The sequence below is a fragment of the Aminobacterium sp. UBA4908 genome (assembly GCF_002398115.1).
Classification (GTDB): domain Bacteria; phylum Synergistota; class Synergistia; order Synergistales; family Aminobacteriaceae; genus Aminobacterium; species Aminobacterium mobile.
Genome location: NZ_DHCG01000008.1, coordinates 1 through 19,302 on the forward strand (window position 1 = coordinate 1; position 19,302 = coordinate 19,302).

19 protein-coding genes are annotated in these 19,302 nt (G+C 43.6%); 2 read left to right on the top strand and 17 right to left on the bottom strand.

The features are described 5' to 3' along the window. Nucleotides 1-238 precede the first annotated feature (238 nt). The 4 genes from B4J50_RS07570 to B4J50_RS07585 form a co-directional block, all read right to left on the bottom strand. Nucleotides 239-1,633 (bottom strand): RtcB family protein, encoded by a 1,395-nt coding sequence (locus B4J50_RS07570; protein ID WP_286954055.1) that lies wholly within the window; start codon nt 1,631-1,633, stop codon nt 239-241. A 15-nt stretch (nt 1,634-1,648) separates the two neighbouring features. Further along, on the bottom strand, nt 1,649-2,062 hold the full coding sequence (locus tag B4J50_RS07575) for an archease (protein WP_024821674.1): 414 nt from the start codon (nt 2,060-2,062) through the stop codon (nt 1,649-1,651). A 275-nt stretch (nt 2,063-2,337) separates the two neighbouring features. Continuing rightward, nucleotides 2,338-3,459, bottom strand: a complete 1,122-nt coding sequence (locus tag B4J50_RS07580; RefSeq protein ID WP_286847140.1) for a sodium ion-translocating decarboxylase subunit beta — start codon at nt 3,457-3,459, stop codon at nt 2,338-2,340. A 41-nt stretch (nt 3,460-3,500) separates the two neighbouring features. Continuing rightward, entirely contained in the window at nt 3,501-3,623 is a 123-nt protein-coding gene (locus tag B4J50_RS07585; protein ID WP_286954056.1) for a hypothetical protein, read from the bottom strand. A gap of 128 nt (nt 3,624-3,751) precedes the next feature. Between B4J50_RS07585 and B4J50_RS07590 the strand changes: the two genes are divergently transcribed. Further along, a complete protein-coding gene (locus tag B4J50_RS07590) occupies nt 3,752-4,891 on the top strand; it encodes a DUF362 domain-containing protein (RefSeq protein ID WP_024821672.1) in 1,140 nt (379 codons plus the stop codon). Continuing rightward, nucleotides 4,866-6,314: a hypothetical protein gene (locus tag B4J50_RS07595; RefSeq protein ID WP_286954058.1), complete on the top strand. Its 1,449-nt coding sequence runs from the start codon at nt 4,866-4,868 to the stop codon at nt 6,312-6,314. The genes B4J50_RS07590 and B4J50_RS07595 overlap by 26 nt, the downstream gene beginning before the upstream one ends. Here the strand turns inward: B4J50_RS07595 and B4J50_RS07600 are convergent. From B4J50_RS07600 to B4J50_RS07660, 13 genes are all read right to left on the bottom strand, one after another. Then, entirely contained in the window at nt 6,286-7,227 is a 942-nt protein-coding gene (locus tag B4J50_RS07600) for a DMT family transporter (protein WP_286954061.1), read from the bottom strand. The two genes, B4J50_RS07595 and B4J50_RS07600, sit on opposite strands and share 29 nt — an antisense overlap. A 103-nt stretch (nt 7,228-7,330) precedes the next feature. After that, nucleotides 7,331-7,618, bottom strand: a complete 288-nt coding sequence (locus tag B4J50_RS07605) for a hypothetical protein (RefSeq protein ID WP_286847149.1) — start codon at nt 7,616-7,618, stop codon at nt 7,331-7,333. A 3-nt stretch (nt 7,619-7,621) separates the two neighbouring features. Then, a complete protein-coding gene (locus tag B4J50_RS07610; protein WP_024821668.1) occupies nt 7,622-8,092 on the bottom strand; it encodes a hydrogenase maturation protease in 471 nt (156 codons plus the stop codon). 62 nt (nt 8,093-8,154) lie between these two features. Then, on the bottom strand, nt 8,155-9,588 hold the full coding sequence (locus B4J50_RS07615; RefSeq protein ID WP_024821667.1) for a Ni/Fe hydrogenase subunit alpha: 1,434 nt from the start codon (nt 9,586-9,588) through the stop codon (nt 8,155-8,157). A 21-nt stretch (nt 9,589-9,609) separates the two neighbouring features. Further along, nucleotides 9,610-10,149, bottom strand: coding sequence for an NADP oxidoreductase (locus B4J50_RS07620; protein ID WP_024821666.1), 540 nt, complete (start codon nt 10,147-10,149; stop codon nt 9,610-9,612). A gap of 3 nt (nt 10,150-10,152) precedes the next feature. Then, nucleotides 10,153-12,174 carry a molybdopterin-dependent oxidoreductase gene (locus tag B4J50_RS07625; protein WP_024821665.1) on the bottom strand — a complete coding sequence of 674 codons (2,022 nt, stop codon included), beginning with the start codon at nt 12,172-12,174 and terminating at the stop codon, nt 10,153-10,155. Between the two features lie 21 nt (nt 12,175-12,195). Continuing rightward, a complete protein-coding gene (locus B4J50_RS07630; protein WP_024821664.1) occupies nt 12,196-13,989 on the bottom strand; it encodes an NADH-quinone oxidoreductase subunit NuoF in 1,794 nt (597 codons plus the stop codon). Between the two features lie 15 nt (nt 13,990-14,004). Then, on the bottom strand, nt 14,005-14,373 hold the full coding sequence (locus B4J50_RS07635; RefSeq protein WP_024821663.1) for a (2Fe-2S) ferredoxin domain-containing protein: 369 nt from the start codon (nt 14,371-14,373) through the stop codon (nt 14,005-14,007). 17 nt (nt 14,374-14,390) lie between these two features. Beyond that, a complete protein-coding gene (gene nuoE, locus B4J50_RS07640) occupies nt 14,391-14,861 on the bottom strand; it encodes an NADH-quinone oxidoreductase subunit NuoE (RefSeq protein WP_024821662.1) in 471 nt (156 codons plus the stop codon). A gap of 404 nt (nt 14,862-15,265) precedes the next feature. Further along, nucleotides 15,266-15,934 (bottom strand): energy-coupling factor ABC transporter ATP-binding protein, encoded by a 669-nt coding sequence (locus tag B4J50_RS07645; RefSeq protein ID WP_024821661.1) that lies wholly within the window; start codon nt 15,932-15,934, stop codon nt 15,266-15,268. Next, complete coding sequence (locus B4J50_RS07650; RefSeq protein ID WP_286847156.1) at nt 15,931-16,626, bottom strand: ABC transporter permease; 696 nt, start codon at nt 16,624-16,626, stop codon at nt 15,931-15,933. The genes B4J50_RS07645 and B4J50_RS07650 overlap by 4 nt, the downstream gene beginning before the upstream one ends. A 101-nt stretch (nt 16,627-16,727) precedes the next feature. After that, nucleotides 16,728-17,573: a substrate-binding domain-containing protein gene (locus B4J50_RS07655; protein WP_024821659.1), complete on the bottom strand. Its 846-nt coding sequence runs from the start codon at nt 17,571-17,573 to the stop codon at nt 16,728-16,730. A gap of 327 nt (nt 17,574-17,900) precedes the next feature. Further along, nucleotides 17,901-19,289 carry an MATE family efflux transporter gene (locus B4J50_RS07660; RefSeq protein ID WP_024821658.1) on the bottom strand — a complete coding sequence of 463 codons (1,389 nt, stop codon included), beginning with the start codon at nt 19,287-19,289 and terminating at the stop codon, nt 17,901-17,903. Nucleotides 19,290-19,302 lie beyond the last annotated feature (13 nt).

Genomic DNA, 19,302 nt, shown 5'->3' on the forward strand with positions numbered 1-19,302 from the left:
ATCATTCTGTAAAACCTCCTCTACTCTTAAAATACGTCTGTTCTGGAACTCTTTTATCAATGCCCATATTTTCCAAAGATTCTATTATAATATGTTTTTATTTTTTTATGTTGTCTGAGATGTATTTAAAATCTGAACTTGTTTTGTTACATTTTTCATTAACAGACATACAAACTCCCGAATTTTTATAAAAATTCGGGAGTTTGTGTCTAAAGCAAAAACTTTATGAAATTAGAACCTATCCTTTCATCACAGCTAAGGGACGAAGTCTTGCCACCTTTAAACTGATGCCAGCTTCTTGAACAACATCTACAACATTCGACACATCTTTATATGCTTCCGGCATTTCTTCCCCTAGGGTTCGAGGACTTTCAGCCATTACGGATATCCCCTGTTCTGATAAGATCTTAAAAAGATCCTGCCCTCGCGCTCTTTTCACTGCTTCATTTCTACTCAAGACCCTTCCAGCGCCATGGCATGTAGATGCAAAAGTCTCTATCTCTGCTTGTCGAGTTCCCACAAGAACGTAACTTGCTGTTCCCATACTTCCCGGGATAAGAACCGGTTGTCCTTGAAAAGCTCTAGTAGCCCCCTTACGATGAACGCAAAGTTCTTTCCGATGCCCTTCCCATTCGTGAATTTCAATGTGGGCCATGTTATGACTCACATCATAAACAGTGCGAAGAGGTACTTTGGGGAAAAATGCTGTAAAAACATGACGCACCGCATCTGCTATCATATGGCGATTTGCCAAAGCAAAATTAGCTGCCGCTTTCATAGCTCCCAAATATTTTCCCCCTTCCTCCGACTTTATAGGAGCGCAACAGAGTTGGCGATCAGGGACAATTATATGGTAACGCTCCATGGCACGCCTCATAACCTTGAGATAGTCATCACACACCTGATGCCCCAATCCTCTACTTCCACAGTGAATCATCACTGTAATACACCCTGTTTTTAAGCCTAATTTTGAAGCCTCTCTCTCGTCAAAAACTTCGTCTACTACTTGAATTTCTAAAAAATGGTTCCCAGATCCTAAAGTCCCCAACTGAGTTCGACCTCGTTCTTTGGCTCGATTCGATACTACTGAAGGAAGAGCTCCTTCTAAACAGCCATTCTCCTCTGTGTGGTCCAGATCGCTCTCAATCCCATATCCAGCCTTCACAGCCCAACGGGCACCGTCTGTAAGGACCTTTTCCAAATCTCTATCTGACAGCTTCTGCCTGCTACTAGACCCCACTCCACAAGGTACTGCGGAGAAAAGAGCAGGCAACAATTGATCCATTACGTTCGTAACATCTGTCACAACGAGGCTAGAGCTAAGAAGACGAACTCCACAGGAAATATCGTAGCCTACACCACCGGGAGAAATAATCCCTTCATCCACGTCGAAAGCAGCAACTCCGCCAATTGGGAAACCATATCCCCAATGGATATCAGGCATAGCGAAGCTATATCCGATAATACCTGGAAGACATGCAACATTGGCAACTTGTAGAAGAGCATTTTCCTCTTCAAGCATGGATTCTATATATTTATCAGCGTAAATAAGCCCTGGCACCCTCATCCCATCTTGCGCCTCGCGTCCGAGAAGGAGACGGACGTCATCCATTCTCGTCAAGGATCCTTTCATATTCTTCACCTCTCGCTATACATCCAAAAAAATCCGAAGAAAGGGATCGGGGTATCTTCGGATAACCAACCCTCCATATGTAGCAGATTTCACAGGAAGACGTACTCCGTGTCTCTCAGACAAAACTCCTTCTACTGTGATATGAAGGGGCTCTGCTATAACATGAACAGATGTGGGCACAAAGAGAACATGACGTGTTTCCACTATGAAAATAAGCTCATTGAGCCACGAAACCACTAACTCTTCAAGATCTATACCCTCTATTTGTAAAATTTCCTTCCTTTTCTCATAGTTTTCCCTCAGTTCCTCCGTCTCTCCATAACCTAATGCATACAAAGCAAGAGCTGCTTCTAAAAAAAGTTCGTCAAGAGAAGCGGCTTTCACTTCAAAACCTACATCTGCTGTGTGTTCTATTTCTTTCCAAGGCATTTGATCACATCCCTCTACAATAAAAAAGGAGCGCCCTTTGCAGGAGTCGCCCCTAAAAGTTAGAATCGAAAAGAAACAGTCGGGCATATTATTCGCCTCGTCCGACAGTTCCTGCTTTAATTTATCCTCTTTATAATTCTATTTTTATCTTACCACATACCTTCAAGAGAAATATTATTTATCCCCAACTTCATCATACTGAACCAACCCAGCGCAGTTTTTGGCGCTTAGCAATATTATTTACCCTCGACTTCATCGTACCTTGCCCGTTCGAATTAACTTAACATGGCAATTAAAAGTCCACCTGCTAAAACAGAACCAATTTGTCCAGAAACATTGGCAGCTACCGCAGGCATAAGAATAAAACAAGTTTTGTCCTCTTTATTTGCTATCTTTTGTGCCACTCTGGCTGCCATAGGAAAAGCAGAAATGCCCGCCGCTCCAATTATAGGATTAAGCTTAGTTTTGAGAAAGCAGTTCAATAATCGAGCCGACAGCACGCCTACTGCTGTATCAAGAACAAAAGCAACGAGTCCCATACCTAAAATCAAGAGAGTCGATGGCTGAAGGAAACGATCAGCGGTAAGCGTTGCTGAGATAGCTAGACCCAACAGGATAGTTACAATATTAGCAAGTTCATTCTGAGCTCCTTGGGCCAAACGATCTACCACGCCGCTCTCTCGCAAAAGGTTGCCGAACATAAGGAAACCAATAAGAGATACAGAGGCTGGCACCAATATACCAGCTACAATAGTAACGATTATGGGGAAAAGAATCTTTGCCCCTCTAGAAACCGGCTTTTCTAAATACGTCATGGGTATTTTTCGCTCCCGCGTCGTAGTGAGTAAACGAATAATAGGAGGCTGTATGAGGGGAACTAGAGCCATATACGAGTACGCTGCCACAGAAACAGGCCCTAAAAGATGAGGGGCGAAACGAGAGGCCACATAAATTGAAGTTGGGCCGTCAGCCGCGCCAATAATCCCTATAGCAGCAGCTTCGTTTAGATCGAAGCCCATCAGGAGAGCTAACCCTAGTGTGAGAAAAATTCCAGCTTGGGCTACTAAACCGAAAACTGCTGTAAGAGGAGATTGCAAAAGCGGAGAGAAATCAATCATTGCCCCTATAGCTATAAAGATAAGGAGAGGAAATAGTTCTGTAGCAATACCCACGTCGAAAAGGAGGGTGAGTGCACCTACATGAACTTTACCAGCCACCATTTGAGTTAAAGCTGATGTAAGTGGAATATTGACAAGAATCGTTCCAAAACCCATGGGTAACAACAATGTTGGCTCATATTCCTTTACTACAGCAAGATAGATAAGGAAAGACCCAATCCCGATCATGGTGATCTGCTGAAAAGACAGGGCCATAACCCCTTCCACAAAATTTCCCATTTTACAGTTCACTCTCCCATCATTTCTGTTCTATACTAATATTAATAAAAATAATAGCTACGACAGTCTAAATAAAAAGCGAGACCTCCAGCATGACTTACGTCACACTCGAAGGTCTCGCTTATTGGCTCTAAAACCAACGACAGTGCCAGGCTTAACGCCATGATGTTGACACTGCCTCTCAAGCTACTCCCCTTCAGGAACTTCCTTGATATTGTATTTATTTTAGCTTAAGCTTATTGAAAGTCAATATAAAAGAAATTTTCATTCGTTGTTAGAAGAGGCGATAAAAATGGCTGTTATCATGTTATTAAAGCAAGAAAACTACGAAGAAAAATCACTACGAAAAGCTGTAGAAGATATCTTTTCATGTTTTATAGACGCACAAACACCTATACGGCCTGGAGATTCCATACTTCTAAAACCTAATTTACTCTCTGCTTCTTCGCTAGATAAACGTATTACAACTGATCCTGCTCTGGTTAAATCCGTTGCTGAAGCAGTTCTTGATCGGTACGGCCGTCCAATAATAGGTGATAGCCCTGGTCTTGACCGATTTGCATCAGTTGCAGAAAAAACAAAAATGAACGATATAGCCCGTCAACTCCAAATACCATTGGTAGAACTTACAGACCCTATTCCAGTGAACCCCGGCCCTCAGGCTAAATTTCACCGCATCGAATTAGCTCGCCTAGCATTGGAATCTCATATGATTATCAACATACCCAAATTAAAAACACACGCCCAAATGCTTCTTACTTTAGGCGTTAAAAATTTGTTTGGAACAGTAGTAGGGCAGCAAAAAGCTTCGTGGCATTATAATGTAGGGTTAAATCGGGATCTTTTTGCTGAGCTTCATCTCGATATTTACGAAGCGCTTCATCCTGCTCTTACTATATTAGATGGCATATGGGGTATGGAAGGGCACGGACCTGGGAATGGCACTCCCCGCTTCTTTGGATTGTTGGGAGCTTCTAGCGATACTCTCGCTTTAGATTTTACCATTTGCACCCTTCTTGGCGTAAACCTTGGGCACTTTCCTCTATACCGAGCCGCAATGCGACGGGGAATGAACATAGAAATAGAGGATGCTCATTTTAACAGAGAGATGCCCCAGGCCTTTTCCTTCGAGAAAGTCTTTATTCCCAACTTAGACTCTCTTCATCTTCTTCCCTCCTTTCTCGATGGAATTTCTAAGCGTTTTCTTGTGTCAAGACCTATACAAAACAGAAAGCTATGTATTCGATGCAGAAAATGTGAAACAATTTGCGCTGCTAAGGCTATAACTTTGGACTCATATGGCAATCTTTCTTTCGACTACAATAAATGTATTCGATGCTTCTGCTGTCAGGAAGTCTGCCCCAATAATGCCATTGAATTTCAAAAAGGAATTATCCTCAAAATACTTGATTTATTTAAGAGCAGGAGTTGATGAAGTGAGTTGTCCTTTTACACGATGGGAAAATAACCAAGAATTGCTACAAGTATACAACGCTTTTCTTGATTTATGGAGAGAATACACGAAAAGGGCTGCTTCAGATGATACTTCGGATCATATAGAAGCCCGAAAGCTATGGCAAAAAATTGGTGATGTTTACTGGCAATTAGTGTGGAGTCTCGTCTCTGCCCAAATAGAAGAAGAACCCGAACAATTATTCTTTGATGAGGTAGAAAGGGCTTTTATTGATTACGGGATATTGCCAGATCTTCTTGAAGAATCTCCGTCTTACAGCGATGAAGAGGCCCCCGTCGGTTTATTTCAGTACTTCCACATGACAGATTATTTTAATGAACTATATTCCCTCGTCTTCCAAAAAGACTACGCCGGCCCTTTAAAAGGCCCTTCTCTAGAAGAACGGCAAGGACAGATGGAACACCAGCTCGAGTCTCTTAAGAAAAGACTTCACCTTCTCTTGCAGGTTATTTTTGATATGGGGCTCTCATCTCCAGAGCTCAATATAATATCTCTTCTTTCCAGCCTTGAAAAGAATTTAGGACTTTACACTGAAGTACATTACAGGACTCGGAAATATCGAGAGAGTTCCGATGATGAGAGGCAGGTCATGGCATCAGGTCATTACGCTTATAACGAAGCTGAAAAGATGATGCTTCGCCTTCTAAAAGATACATATACTGCGTCTGACTCCCCCCTTTCTGAGGAAGAGTTGAGCCGGGTACTCCATCTACACCAACAAACTCAATATATTGCTATGTCCTTGTGCTATTTTGAAATGGAAAAAGAGAAATGGCGGCAGAAAAAAGAGCGATTTCAAGAAAAGTATGAAAAAGAAACCCCTCCTTTTCTCAAAAGAGAGATACGTAATATCTTAGCCGTAAAACAAGAGTATATATCTCTTACTGCTAAAAGTGCCAGGCTGGACAAAACGCCCCTTCTCTCTCGTGGGAGACATATGCAGCCTCTTTCTTTGAAGCAGATAGCCTCTCAAATAGAGGGGATGGTTAGTCGGGATTTAGACTTATTGCGGGTCTCTCGTATACGAATGTATGGGCTCCCTACAGTTATTATGGTTCCTGGGCAGGGATATGGAACATATGACTGGAGCGATAATACCTTTCTTATCCCTTTGGCTTCGGCTCATAGCCATGAAAAAAATGTCGCTTACGCCTTAGGTACCTTTCGGTGGGATAGCGATGAAGATCGGGCTATAAAAAACAGTTATGAACTGATTAAAGAAAACAGGAAAAAGTCTGTAATTTCCCTCAGTCAATCTTTTTACAAAGATTACTATACGTGGATAGTCAAGGAGTGTAAGGGGTATCGAGTCCTTCCTCGAGAAACACATAAAGTTTTTAAGCAGATTTTTCCTACTGTTGAAAAATGGAAAATTTGCTAGAGATTTTTCCTGTAGCGAGAACTACAGCTATCGTGATTAATAAGCTCCCTAACAGCTCCCCTGCTGTAGGGAGCTGTTTCATAAAAAGAGACGTCAGCGTAATGGCTATGACAATTTCAATGGTAGCGATAGTACTCGCCGTAGAAGCCTCAATGGTACGCAAGGCTAAAAAATACGATGAATAACCAAAAAGACTAACCCCAAATCCTACATATAAAATCCACCCCCATTGAGCAGGGGACAGGGAACGCAGAGCTTGTACCCACCCTGTTAAAGAGACGCTGTGAAAAACACCATAAAAGAGAGCAATCCAGAAAAAGCCAAGGAAATGAGCATAGACAAAGAGGCTCTCCTGAGCAATAAATTGATTCTTAGCAACCCAACGGCCAAACAAAGAATACGCAACCATTCCCAGTACTGATATAAATATCCACAAAAAACCTCGGACAGACTCCCTGATAAGGAGGGATGTGCCTGAACCCCAAACTGTCACTCCTACCCCTATTAACCCTAGAAAAGCCGCTAAAATAAGAGTGGGGGATGGAGGTTCTTTCATAATGAGAGCAGATCCTATAAGGGTCAATAAAGGATATGTGTATAAAACAACCACGGCTGTAGCTACTGTAAGATCTTGAAGCGCCATAAAATACCCCACGTAAATTCCTACCACTCCGAATATGCTAAAAAAACCCACTAAAATAAACTGTTTAAACGAAATACGGAAGAGGGAAGGATCTCTCCATAACAAAAAAAGTCCTCCGCCGAGGAACACGCACCCAGCCCGTACAAGTGCCACAAGAAGCATATCAGTTTTCAAAGCAGCTAGAATTTTCCCAACCGGACTCAAAGTTCCCCATAAAAAACTTGCAACGAAGACAAACATAATTCCATCTCTTTTATTACTAGTAACCATAATAATCCCCGCCCCTCTTCGTTTTTATAAAAAATACGGGAGGCAAAAAATTCTACCTCCCGTTGTAGAATAAAACTTCAGATTTGAGACATAATTTTATATTCTAGTGGTGATGATGGCAATGAGCCTCCTCACATCCCTCTAAGAGAAAACTTTCTTCCATCTCCGTTAGAGCTTCCCATAGCCTTTTAAGCACTGTCCTTTTGGCTTTAATAGCCTGAAAGAAGGTATTTTTGCCTTCGACACTCTCTACTGCGTGCCATCTGGCCACTAAACTCGTTATAGAATCCAGCTCTTCAGAAATAGTTTCTCTTAAAAGTTCCGCTTCTTCCAGAGCCCCGTGTACATGGACATGACCTTCAGTTGCTTCTGGCGTAATAACTTTGCACATGGTTTATTCTCCTTCTTGTAAAGATATAAATTCTTTCCACCACTTCCGAAAGGCTTCCTCCGCCTTCTTCGCTCCATCCATACATTGGGAGGTTATTATTTCACTGAAATTAAAAGAAAAACCAGAGATAGAAAGAAGCAATGTTTTCGGCTTCACCATTCCCAGCCTCTCCATAAGAGACAAGAGCCATGCTGGACCCATAGAATGGATATTTAACCCTTCAAGGAGAGGATTCGCATCTAACTCTTCTAGCGCATATCCTTCTGGGAATTGTCTTGCATCGGCGTCAACAAAAACGACAACATCCATGTCTTCCAAATCGTAAACTAGCTCTGGAAGAAGCTGTTGACCACTCCATATACTCACAGAAACTCCCTGCTCTTCCAACCAACTTGCCACTAATGGAGCCACATATAAACCGACACTATCATCTTCACGATAAGGATTTCCAAATCCAGCTATAAAGACTTTCATACAAGCTCCTTTAGAAAAGCAAGGCCGGGAAAACAACACCGACCTTGCCATAATACAACAAATTAATTCTTTTCTACAGTTCGAATCTCTCGCCCATTCTCATCCACTATTGTCATCTTCAGCGGCATTCGTCCTACAGCGTGGGTAGAGCAGGAGAGGCAAGGGTCATAACACCGAATCACATGTTCCATCCGGTTCAGGGCTCCCTCTTTGACAGTACCGCCATGAACATACTGCCGAGCCACCATTTCCACGCCTTTATTCATGGCATAATTATTATGACCGGTAGCAACAATAAGGTTTACTTTTGTTATAGCACCCTTTTCGTCCACCTGGTAATGGTGGATCAATGTTCCGCGGGGAGCTTCTATGACTCCTATGCCCTCCGGCTGAAGTTCGCTTGATGTAATTCTGAGTTCGCTTCCGGTGATATCTGGATCATGAAGCAGTTCTTCCATACGCTCCGCAGCATATAAAGCTTCAATAAGTCGCGCATAGTGATAGTACATAGTATAGTGCACCACACCATCATTTGTCAGTTTTCTAAAGGCTATCAACTCTGCTGAAGCTTCTGGAGTAGAAATTCCATCACAAGCGTTGAGACGCCCTAATGGCCCAACTCGATAACTACCATGAGGGAAACCCAACGGTCTATAGAAGGGGAATTTTAAATAGCTCCACGGTTCCACATGCTCTCCGATAAAAGAAACATATTCTTTGCTGTCGAATTCATCGGTAATTCTACCTCGTGGACTTCGAAGACGAATACGTCCATCGTAAAGCTCTAAGTCCCCTTCACGAACAAGACCGAGATAAGATGTTTCAAGAGTTGCAAACTCTTTGGCTTCTCTTCCATGTTCTGCGAGATAGTTTTTGATTAAGTCCAAGGCTTTTCGAAGGTCTTCTTTTATTTTAGGAAGCCTTCCCAATAGTTCATCTCGTTCCTCTACCTTCAGGCTCCTGTTCACACCACCTGGAATGCTGTGCCATGGATGAATTTTTTTACCTCCGAGCGTTCTAATTACTTCCTGTCCGAACTTTCGTATTGTCACACCCATAACGGCAAGGTCTGGAAATTCCTGCACTAGCCCTGCCACATTTCTCTTTGCCGGATCAGCATCAAACCCGAAAAGCAAGTCCGGACTTGATAAGTGGAAAAAAGAGAGAGCATGAGACTGAACAAACTGTCCCATATGCATTAACTCTCGCAATTTATGAGCCGTAGGAGTAATGGTAACTCCAAGGACTGCGTCACACGCCTTGGCCGAAGCAAGATGATGGCTGACAGGACAAATGCCGCAAATTCTAGGGGTAATAACCGGCATTTCCCTGAAATCTCGCCCCTTGGTAAAGGCTTCAAACCCTCTGAACTGAGTGACGTGAAAACGAGCCCCCTCTACCTCGCCCTTACCATTCAACATTACCGTAATTTTTCCATGTCCCTCGATACGGGAGACAGGATTGACAACGATTGTTTTTGCTTTCTCTGCACTCATTTTAAGTCCCCTCCCTGCTCCCTAGTCATACCTCATCATATCCACAGGGACCTTAGGAATTCGACCCTGAAGGATCTCCTGGAAAACGTAATAGATAGTATCCGCATCCGGAGGGCATCCAGGAACATAAACATCCACCTTTACTTCATAGTCTACCGGAATGGCATGGGGCAAAAGATGGGGGATATTTTCTCCTGGAATCACAGCCGTGGGGTTCACCGTAGAGACAGTATTCACGTACCCTTCCTTGAGGACATCTTCAGGTTTCATGAAATTTCTCATACAGTTAATGCCACCGAAGACAGCACAATCGCCCCAAGCAATGAGTATTTTACACTTCTTACGTAACTCCTTAGCAAGGTGAAGCTCTTCCTCGTTACCCAAGGCCCCTTCTATAACTCCTACTTCCACCTCAGGAAACTCCTTAATATCCGTTATCGGTGTAGCTGTAAGATCCACCTTATCCAGGAGGTCGATAATCCGCTCATCGATATCGAGAAAGGACATATGGCATCCGGCACAGGCTTCAAGCCATACAGTAGCGACTTTTGGTTTCGACATTCTCTACACCTCCTCAGAGGAGACCACTTGGGCCTTATCAGGAGAAAATCTCGACTTAAAAATGTTTTCACAGGGCGAAGCAGAAGAAGAGACAAGTGAAATGCCCATTTTTGACGCGAGATCCTGAAAAACCTTTGAAAGCCCACGGAGCCCTTCCTTAGGAGGAACAATCATATTAACTCGACGTCGCTCCCCTTCCAAAGTACAGAAGTGCCCACTTCGTTCGTACCATGCCGGCATTGGGAGAAGAACGTCTGCCATATTCACAAGAGGACTCACCATGTACGGCGTTTGTACAACTACAAACCGGGCTTTATTCACAGCTTCAAGGGATTTGGGATCTTCCGGAACCATGCCTGTGGAATTCACATAAAGGAAATCCATGTCAACACTTTCCAGCCAGGGCTTTTCCCCGAGTACCGTATTCCAGGCACCAAGGCTATTGCCACTGAGTACCATGGGGACAAGACCTAATCCATCTTCAAAAATACCCTGAGCTGTAATAGCCATGTTGACAGCTTCGATGACAATTTGAGGATATTTTGCCAACCTCGAACCCAGAATGACAATTGGGTGCTGGGCTTCAGAAAGATACTTTACAGCCTTCGCCACCTCTTCTGGCTCTATTCCGGCTAAGTCCGCTACAGAGGAAATCCGGTTCTCAGCATCCTCTCGTCCTGCTACAGCCTCGGTGAGAGAGACAAGAGCCCCATGCAAAACTTCTGCAGAAATACGAATATCCACATCGCTAATGGACTCAAATGGATTGTCTTTCGCCGAGAAATTAATAAGTTTGGCTCCATTTTTAACAGTTGCAACACGAATATAACTCGCCACCACGGGAGCTTCTTCCTGGGGATTACCACCTATGACTATAATAGCATCGCTATTAAGGATATTATGAGCGGCCGTAAAAGGGCGAATTCCTTGGCTCATAAAGGGACGGAATCCCTCATTAAACCCTCGAAGTACATCCCCATTAAAACAATCTATTTTCTCGAGCTTCAAAGCACCACGGAAGAAATCAGATATCACTGTTAATTCCTCATCTGTGGAAAGCCCCGAAACTAACGCCCCGGCCTTCCCTTCAACTCTGGCTGAAGTTAACTTGTCTGCCACAACTTCCAAAGCCTCATCCCAAGAAGCTTCGTGGAAAGATGAACCTGACCGCACCATGGGAACGGAAAGGCGCGTCCGTTCCGTAGATTCGGGAAGCCACCAGCGACCTTTATGGCACAATTGTCCTCCATCAGGACTATTAACAGCCGCCCCCTCTACTCGAGCTACACTTCCTGTCCGCACATATGCTTTTATTTTGCAACCTAACGGACAGAGAGGGCAAATACTTTCCACAATGTCGTCGCAATCATTACGACGCCCACGGTAGACGAAGTCACGAATGGTAATGGTACCAGTAGGGCATACCTGAGCACAGGCCCCACAGGAAATACACGTATCACTTTCACCAAGAACTTTACCGAGATCTGAAACAACGCTGGCATTCCAGCCTCGTTTTTCAAGATCTAAAGTATGAGCTCCGACTTTCTCATCGCACACACGAATGCACCGCAAACAAAGGATGCATCGATTATGGTCCATCTGCAAATCTTCATCTGTAGCATCATTATGAAAATCTGCATACAGATAAGGATAACGAACCTTATCCATTCCATGTTCGATTGCAAGACGCTGCAGTTCGCAATCTCCACTCTGAGAACAAAACATGCAAAAATGGTTTCTCCCTGCAAAAAGGAGTTCAAGAATCTGTCTTCTATATTCTGTTAATTTCTCCGTTTTAGTGTGAACAACCATACCATCAGAAGCAGGGGTCGTGCAGGCGGTTAAAAGCTTATTGTTCCCCTCTACTTCCACTACACACATTCTGCAAGAGCCTATTGCTGAAATTCCTTCTAAAAAGCAAAGGGTTGGAATATAGACATCATTCTTACGAGCAATATCTAGAATTGTATCTCCATGAACGCCTTTACAGGTTTTCCCGTCAATATTTAGAGTAATTTCGCTCATATTCGCATCCTCCCTGCCACTCTAGCCTTTATGAATGGCTCCGAAGGGGCACTTATCATAACAGGTGCCGCAACGGATACATCTCTCTGTGTCGATAGTGTACCCCAACGCTCTATCCCCAGGGATACAGTGTACCGGGCAGTTTCGAGCACAAAGGCCACAGCGCTTACAAAGGTCCTGGTCGATAGAGAATTCAATAAGTGCAGGGCAGACACCTGCCGGACACTTTTTATCTCGTACGTGAGCAATATACTCATCTTTAAAGTAACGAAGAGTTGTAAGTATAGGGTTAGGAGCAGTCTGCCCTAATCCGCACAGAGACATTTCCTTAACCATAAGGGCAAGGTTCTCCAATTTTTCGAGATCTTCAAGCGTGCCCTTACCTTCAGTAATTTTGTTAAGAAGCAACAACATTTGTTTTGTTCCTTCTCGGCAAGGAGTGCACTTCCCGCATGATTCACGCTGTGTAAATTCAAGGAAGAACTTAGCAACGTCAACCATACAGTTATCTTCGTCCATAACGACCATGCCGCCAGATCCCATAATGGCTCCGACTTCTGCAAGAGATTCATAGCTTACGGGAATGTCGAGATGTTCTTCCGTAAGGCACCCTCCACTGGGGCCTCCAATCTGGACAGCTTTAAACTTTTTATCGTTCAGAATACCGCCGCCTATATCGAAAATAATTTCTCTCAAGGTTATACCCATAGGAACTTCTACAAGACCAGTATGTTTCACCTTTCCTGTAAGGGCAAAAACCTTGGTCCCCTTAGATTTAGCAGTTCCCATGGCCGCATAATGAGCACCACCGTGACGAATAATATAAGCAACATTGGCCCACGTCTCAACGTTATTGATGTTAGTAGGTTTCCCCCATAGACCTTTATTTGCGGGGAAAGGCGGGCGGGGACGAGGCATGCCTCGCTGTCCCTCGATAGAGGCCATCAGAGCTGTTTCTTCTCCACACACAAAAGCTCCGGCCCCCTCCTTAATATGAACACGGAAGGAAAAATCGGTTCCCATAATGTGATCGCCAAGCAACCCATACTCCTCTGCTTTGGCGATGGCGGTTTTTAAACGAAGTATTGCTAAAGGATACTCCGCTCGACAATAAATATATCCTTCATTTGCACCTATAGCGTAAGCCCCTATCATCATGCCTTCAAGAACACAATGAGGATCCCCTTCCAATATAGAACGGTCCATGAAAGCACCTGGGTCTCCTTCATCTGCGTTACAAATTACGTATTTTTTATCTCCAGGAGCTTTGGCGCAAAAACTCCACTTCAACCCTGTAGGGAAGCCACCGCCTCCACGCCCTCGCAACCCAGAGGTTTTAATTTCATCGATAACCTGTTCGCGAGTCATTTCTATCAGAGCTTTGCCGAGGGCTTCATACCCGTGGCGAACAATGTACTCTTCTATATTATCTGGGTTGATATAGCCACAGTTTTCCAGAGCGATACGATGCTGTTTGCCGTAAAAAGGAATTTCTTTATAATGAGGGACTCTAGGAGCTTCTTCAGAGACGGTATAAAGAAGACGAGAGACAATGCGACCTTTCAACAAATGTTCTTCTACAATCTCTGAAACATCGCTCGCTTTAACTTGACAATAAAAGGTCCCTTCAGGATAAACCACCACAATTGGCCCCATCTCACACATTCCATGACAGCCCGTCGGGACAATAAGAACTTCTCTATCGAGTTTCTGCTTCCGCAGCTCATCGCGAAATGTGTCCATCACTTCGTGAGATCCGTTGGAGGTACATCCGGTTCCTCCACAGATAAGGACATGGGAACGATAGATTGGCATCCCCTTTTTCCCCCCTTAATCTGCTCTGCCAATAGCCATTTTTTCTACTATATGGCCATTAACAACGTGTTCAGCAATAATAGTAGGCACATCGCTCGGTGTTACGTTACCGTAAGTAATACGTTGCCCGTCCCGTATTACATCAACAAGGGGCTCATTTTGGCACATCCCAATACAACCAGTGGTCTGAACGTGTACTTCCGTAAGTTTCCTCTTTTCCACTTCATCCATAATAGCCGTCATTACTTCTCTAGCTCCAGCCGCTATCCCACAAGTTCCCATGCCAACAATAATGACAATTTTTCCTTCGGCTCGTGCCGAAGTCAGATCCTTTGAAGATTCCCGTATCTTTTTAAGTTCGTCAAGATTGCTGATCTTTGCCATAGCCGTCCTCCTCGTCGTTATTCAAACTTAGCAAGCATTCCGGCCACCATATCGGGGGCTAGACGCCCAAAAGTTTGGTTGTCTACCACCATGACAGGGGCAAGTCCACATGCTCCAAGGCAGGCAACCGGCTCAATGGTAAACCTGAGATCGTCAGTGGTCTCATTTTCGCTCACGCCAGTAAGCTCTTTTACTTTTTCCAAAATCTTGAGGCTTCCTCGAACGTGGCAGGCTGTACCACGGCAAACTCGAATAACATGTCGTCCTCGGGGCTTCAAATGGAACTGTGCATAAAAAGTCGCCACCCCATATATTTCTGCCTTGGGGATTTTTAATTCCCTGGAAATTGTTTCCATCACTTCGGGAGGCAGGTACCCGAACTCCTTCTGAGCTTCCTGAAGAATCGGGATGAGACCACCCTTCTGATTCTTCCACGGAGCCACCATATCCCGCGTTTTCTGGATCCTTTCCAATTCCACCTGTGCCATGATTCCCCTCCTTGTCGTGAATTCCCAGAAAATCTGGGAAAAGGACCTCTTTCTGCAAGACTTTAAATAGACAAAAGGCCGCCTCCCCTTGGAAAGCGACCCCTTTTTTCTTTTTACAGAGGGGTTTGTTTATTTCTTCTTTTCACCATCAACCAGGAGCCCCCTCGTGCTTTTCCAGTAGAGGTAATAATTTTTGAAGAAAAGGAATATTCAAAAACTATGTTCATGCTATCACATGAACTACAACTGTACAACCCGATGAAAGAGTGTATATTGCGTCCATTATTCAAAAATTGCGAAATATCTGATTGGAATAAAAAAGATACCTCATAAAGAGATAGAAACAGCGGAAGAGAAAACAATCTGTACAGAAATAAATGATGGGAACGTAAGAGGGCATAAAATTAGGATTTTTTTATATCTTTTTCAATACACCCCTCAGAAAGGAAGATCAGCCTATCAGATACATTCTTTACCCACTCTGCATTGTGACTTACGAGTAATAAGGTTGTTCCCCACCTCTCTCGACACATTTTTATTGCATGTTGTATAAGATCAGCGCTCTCTTTATCCACACTGGCCGTAGGTTCATCGAGTAAAAGAACTTCTGGCTTTAAAACCAAACGACTGGCCAAAGCCACTCTCTGCGCCTCTCCTCCAGAAAGCTCAAACCACTTGCGAGAAGCAAAAATCACAGGGTCTAAGCCTACAACCGAAAGGGCCTCAGCTATTCTTTGTTCTCGCTCTTTTTTTATTATACCCCGCACTTTCAAACCAAAGCCAACATTCTCACGCACGCTTCTTTTTAACAAATACGCATCTTGTAATAAAAGAGTTACTGACCGTCTTAACTCAACTGTCAAATCCGAAACTAACTGTCCTTTAAAAGAAATGTGTCCTTCTACCGGGGTTTCCAAAAAAGCTAAAATGCGAAGCAACGTGCTTTTTCCACTGCCGTTAGGCCCCAAAATTCCCACAATTTCGCGAGAATATATTTCTAGCCCTTGAATATCCAGAACGCAATGATTTTTATAATAATGTCTTATTTTTTGGAGGGAATATAACGTCTTCATATGGCGCTTCTCCGTTTAAACTCAGAAAGGAGTAAATTGACTATTAATACAAGAAGTAGTAAGACGAGACCAAGAGCTATCCCCATGGCAAATTCCCCTTTTCCTGTTTCCAGAGCGATAGCCGTAGTAATAGTTCGAGTATGCCATTTGATGTTACCACCCAACATCATAGAAACGCCTACCTCAGAAATAATTCGACTATAGGCCGCAATTCCAGCCACTATAACGGCATATCGTGCCTCCCAAAGAGTACTTAAAATCAGCTGTTTTCTTGTAGCGCCCAAAGTGAGAAGAGTATGACAAAGCTGTACTTCAAGCCCTTCCACGGCGGACGCAGTAAGGGCAATAACAATTGGAAGGCCCAGGAAAACCTGTCCCACTACTACTCCCTCTAGAGTAAAAAGAAGACCAGCACTGCCCAAAGGTCCTCGCCTGGAAATAAAAGAGTACACAATCAGGCCCACAACTACTGTGGGAAGGGCCAAAAGGGTATCTACACCTGTGCGGATAATAGAGCGCCCAGGAAAAGAAACGGTACCAAGCATAAAACCTAAGGGAATGCCTATAAGTATAGTGGCTAAAACAGATATAGATGAAATTTTAAGGGTCGTAATAATAGCGGACCAGGTTTCAGGGTCACCTGAAAAAAGCAAGTCTATCGCTGTTGTGAAACCTTGTGAGATGTATCCCACGATATATCTCCTCTTCAACTTTTAATAAGCGCTGTCTTCCTTATTGAAGACAGCGCTTATTTTTTCACAATCTCAATCTATTCCACTATTGAGTATTAGCGCTATTGCTGAGCGTTGGGGAAGAATAATGTCTTCCCCAGGAGGGTGTATTGTCCTACCTTTTCTTGAACTACAGGAGAGACCATCCAGTCAATAAACTGCAACGCCAGATCGTACTTTACATTATCACAACGAGTCGGGTTCACGGCTATGACGCTGTATTGGTTTCTTAAAGCCACATCCCCTTCTACCGCTATATCAAAAAGAGATTTTCCCTTATTCACATCTTCGTACTTAATATATGTGCCCCGATCTGTCATAGTGTAACCAGAACGTTCTGCTGCAATATTGATAGTATTCATCATCCCTTGACCAGTCTGAATGTACCACGACTCTTTATCAGGAGCCATACCGACCTCTTCCCACAAATCCATTTCCAAGATATGAGTCCCAGATTTATCTCCGCGACTGACGAAAGGAGAACCAGAAGCCGCAATCTGTTTCAACGCATCCAACACTGACATCCCTTTTATCTTTGCCGGATCGTCCTTAGGACCGATAATAATAAAATCGTTATACATTACCTGGCGACGATTGACTCCATAACCATCCTGTACATATTTTTTTTCCGTGTCAGGAGCATGCACAAGTAATACGTCCACATCGCAATTTTTCCCTAATTCTAAAGCCTTTCCAGTGCCAACAGCCACCCACTGTAACTCAATCCCCGTGTCTTCTTTAAAAAGCGGCGCAAGATAATCAAGCAACCCTGTATTATCAGTGCTCGTAGTTGTAGCCATTCGCAGTACATTGTCAGCAGCAAAGAGAGGTGACCCTACCCATATGAAAAACATCGCAAGGAGTAAGGCGAGAATGCCTTTGCGATACTTCTTATAGTATATACACATATTAATATACCCCCTCTCCAATATAAAAATCCCCATATGTACACCTATGGGGAGGGTATCATACCGTTAATTTAAAAGCAATGTATGTTTTTCTAAAAAATTCTCTCAGGGAACTCGCCCTGTTGGGGCGCAAACATGCAGAGAAGAGAGGGAACCTAATCTAGCAGGATGCCAGTTTCCAAATTCATCTTTTTGCAAGAAACGCTGAATTTCCGGAGTTTTACTACGTTAGAGATGTAACGACAAAAATACCAAATTCCGTCTTGCTCCTTTATTCACACAGGCGTCGTCCTCCTTATCGAGAGCATTATACTGCCATATTTCAAGCTATGCAGTCGTTTGCACGTCCTGTCTCTCTTCTGAAACTGTCTCTATCCTATATCTTTCCAAATATTGGAATTGTCTCTTCAGGAGAAAGGCTGCAAGTAAACCTCCCCCTACGTCGGATATGGGGAAAGCCATCCAGACCCCATCCGTACCTAAGAGAGGAGGCAGGAAAAGAAGAGGAGGGATAAAAAACAGTACCTGGCGACAAATATTAAGCAGCAGGCTTTGACGTCCTAATCCAAGGGCTTGAAAGGTATAAGACGCGACAATGGTTATGCCCGCAAAGACGACACAACTATAAGAGATAACAAGGCCTCTGGCTGCCATGGAAATAAGCTCTGGGCTTGTAGAATTAAAAACTTTCACAAGACATTGAGGGAAAGCATAGACAACAATGCAGCTTAAGGCAAAAAAAGCTATAGCTCCGCCAAGGGCGAACTTAATAGTAGATTTGACTCTATCGATATTTCTCGCTCCAAAATTATATCCAATTATGGGCTGAGCCCCTTCCCCCACCCCAAGAACCGGTAAAAAAAGCATGGAGTCAAGACTGAAAAAAACACCAAGAGCCGAAATGGCAACCTCTCCCCCATAAACTTTCAATCTCTGATTGAGAAGCCCCAAGATAAAAGTAAAAGTAGACTCTAATATAAAGGGAGCCATACCAATAGAGACAATACGCTTTACAATATCTTTTCGAAGACACATATATTTAAAGCGGATACGCAGAGTCCCCTTTTTCCTCACATAGAAAGAAAGAGCCCAAAGAGCAGCAAGCATTTGGGAAATAATGGTAGCTAAAGCAGCACCTTCAAGCCCCATGTTAAAGACGAGTATCATTAACGCGTCAAGGAGAATATTACTTCCAGCTCCTAATAAAAGGGTCATCATGGCAAAATGGGGGAACCCTTCTGCTCTAATGAAATAGTTGAATCCGAAGCTCAAAAGAGAGAACGGCATCCCTATTAATATAATTTGCAAATAGCTCCTGCCATAAGGAAGCAACGTTTCTGTGGCTCCTCCTAAACGCAAAACAACATCGAGAAAAAACCATCCTAATATCATGGCAAAAATACTTGCTAATCCTAGCAAACAGATAGCATTACCCATAATATTTTCAGCATGTCGATGCTTCTTTTGCCCTAAAGATATAGAGATAAGAGCAGAAGAACCTACTCCAACAAGAAGCCCTACCGCTACTCCAGCTACCATAAAAGGGAAAGCTACCGCTATGGCCGCAATTCCCGTTGGGCCTACAGCATGCCCCACAAAAATGCGATCTACAATATTATAGAGCGCATTAGCAACAAGCCCCGTAATTGCCGGAGCAGAGAAATGAAAAAGAAGACGGGGGATCGATTCCTCCCCCATCCTACGAAACATATCCATTTTTTCACCTGCT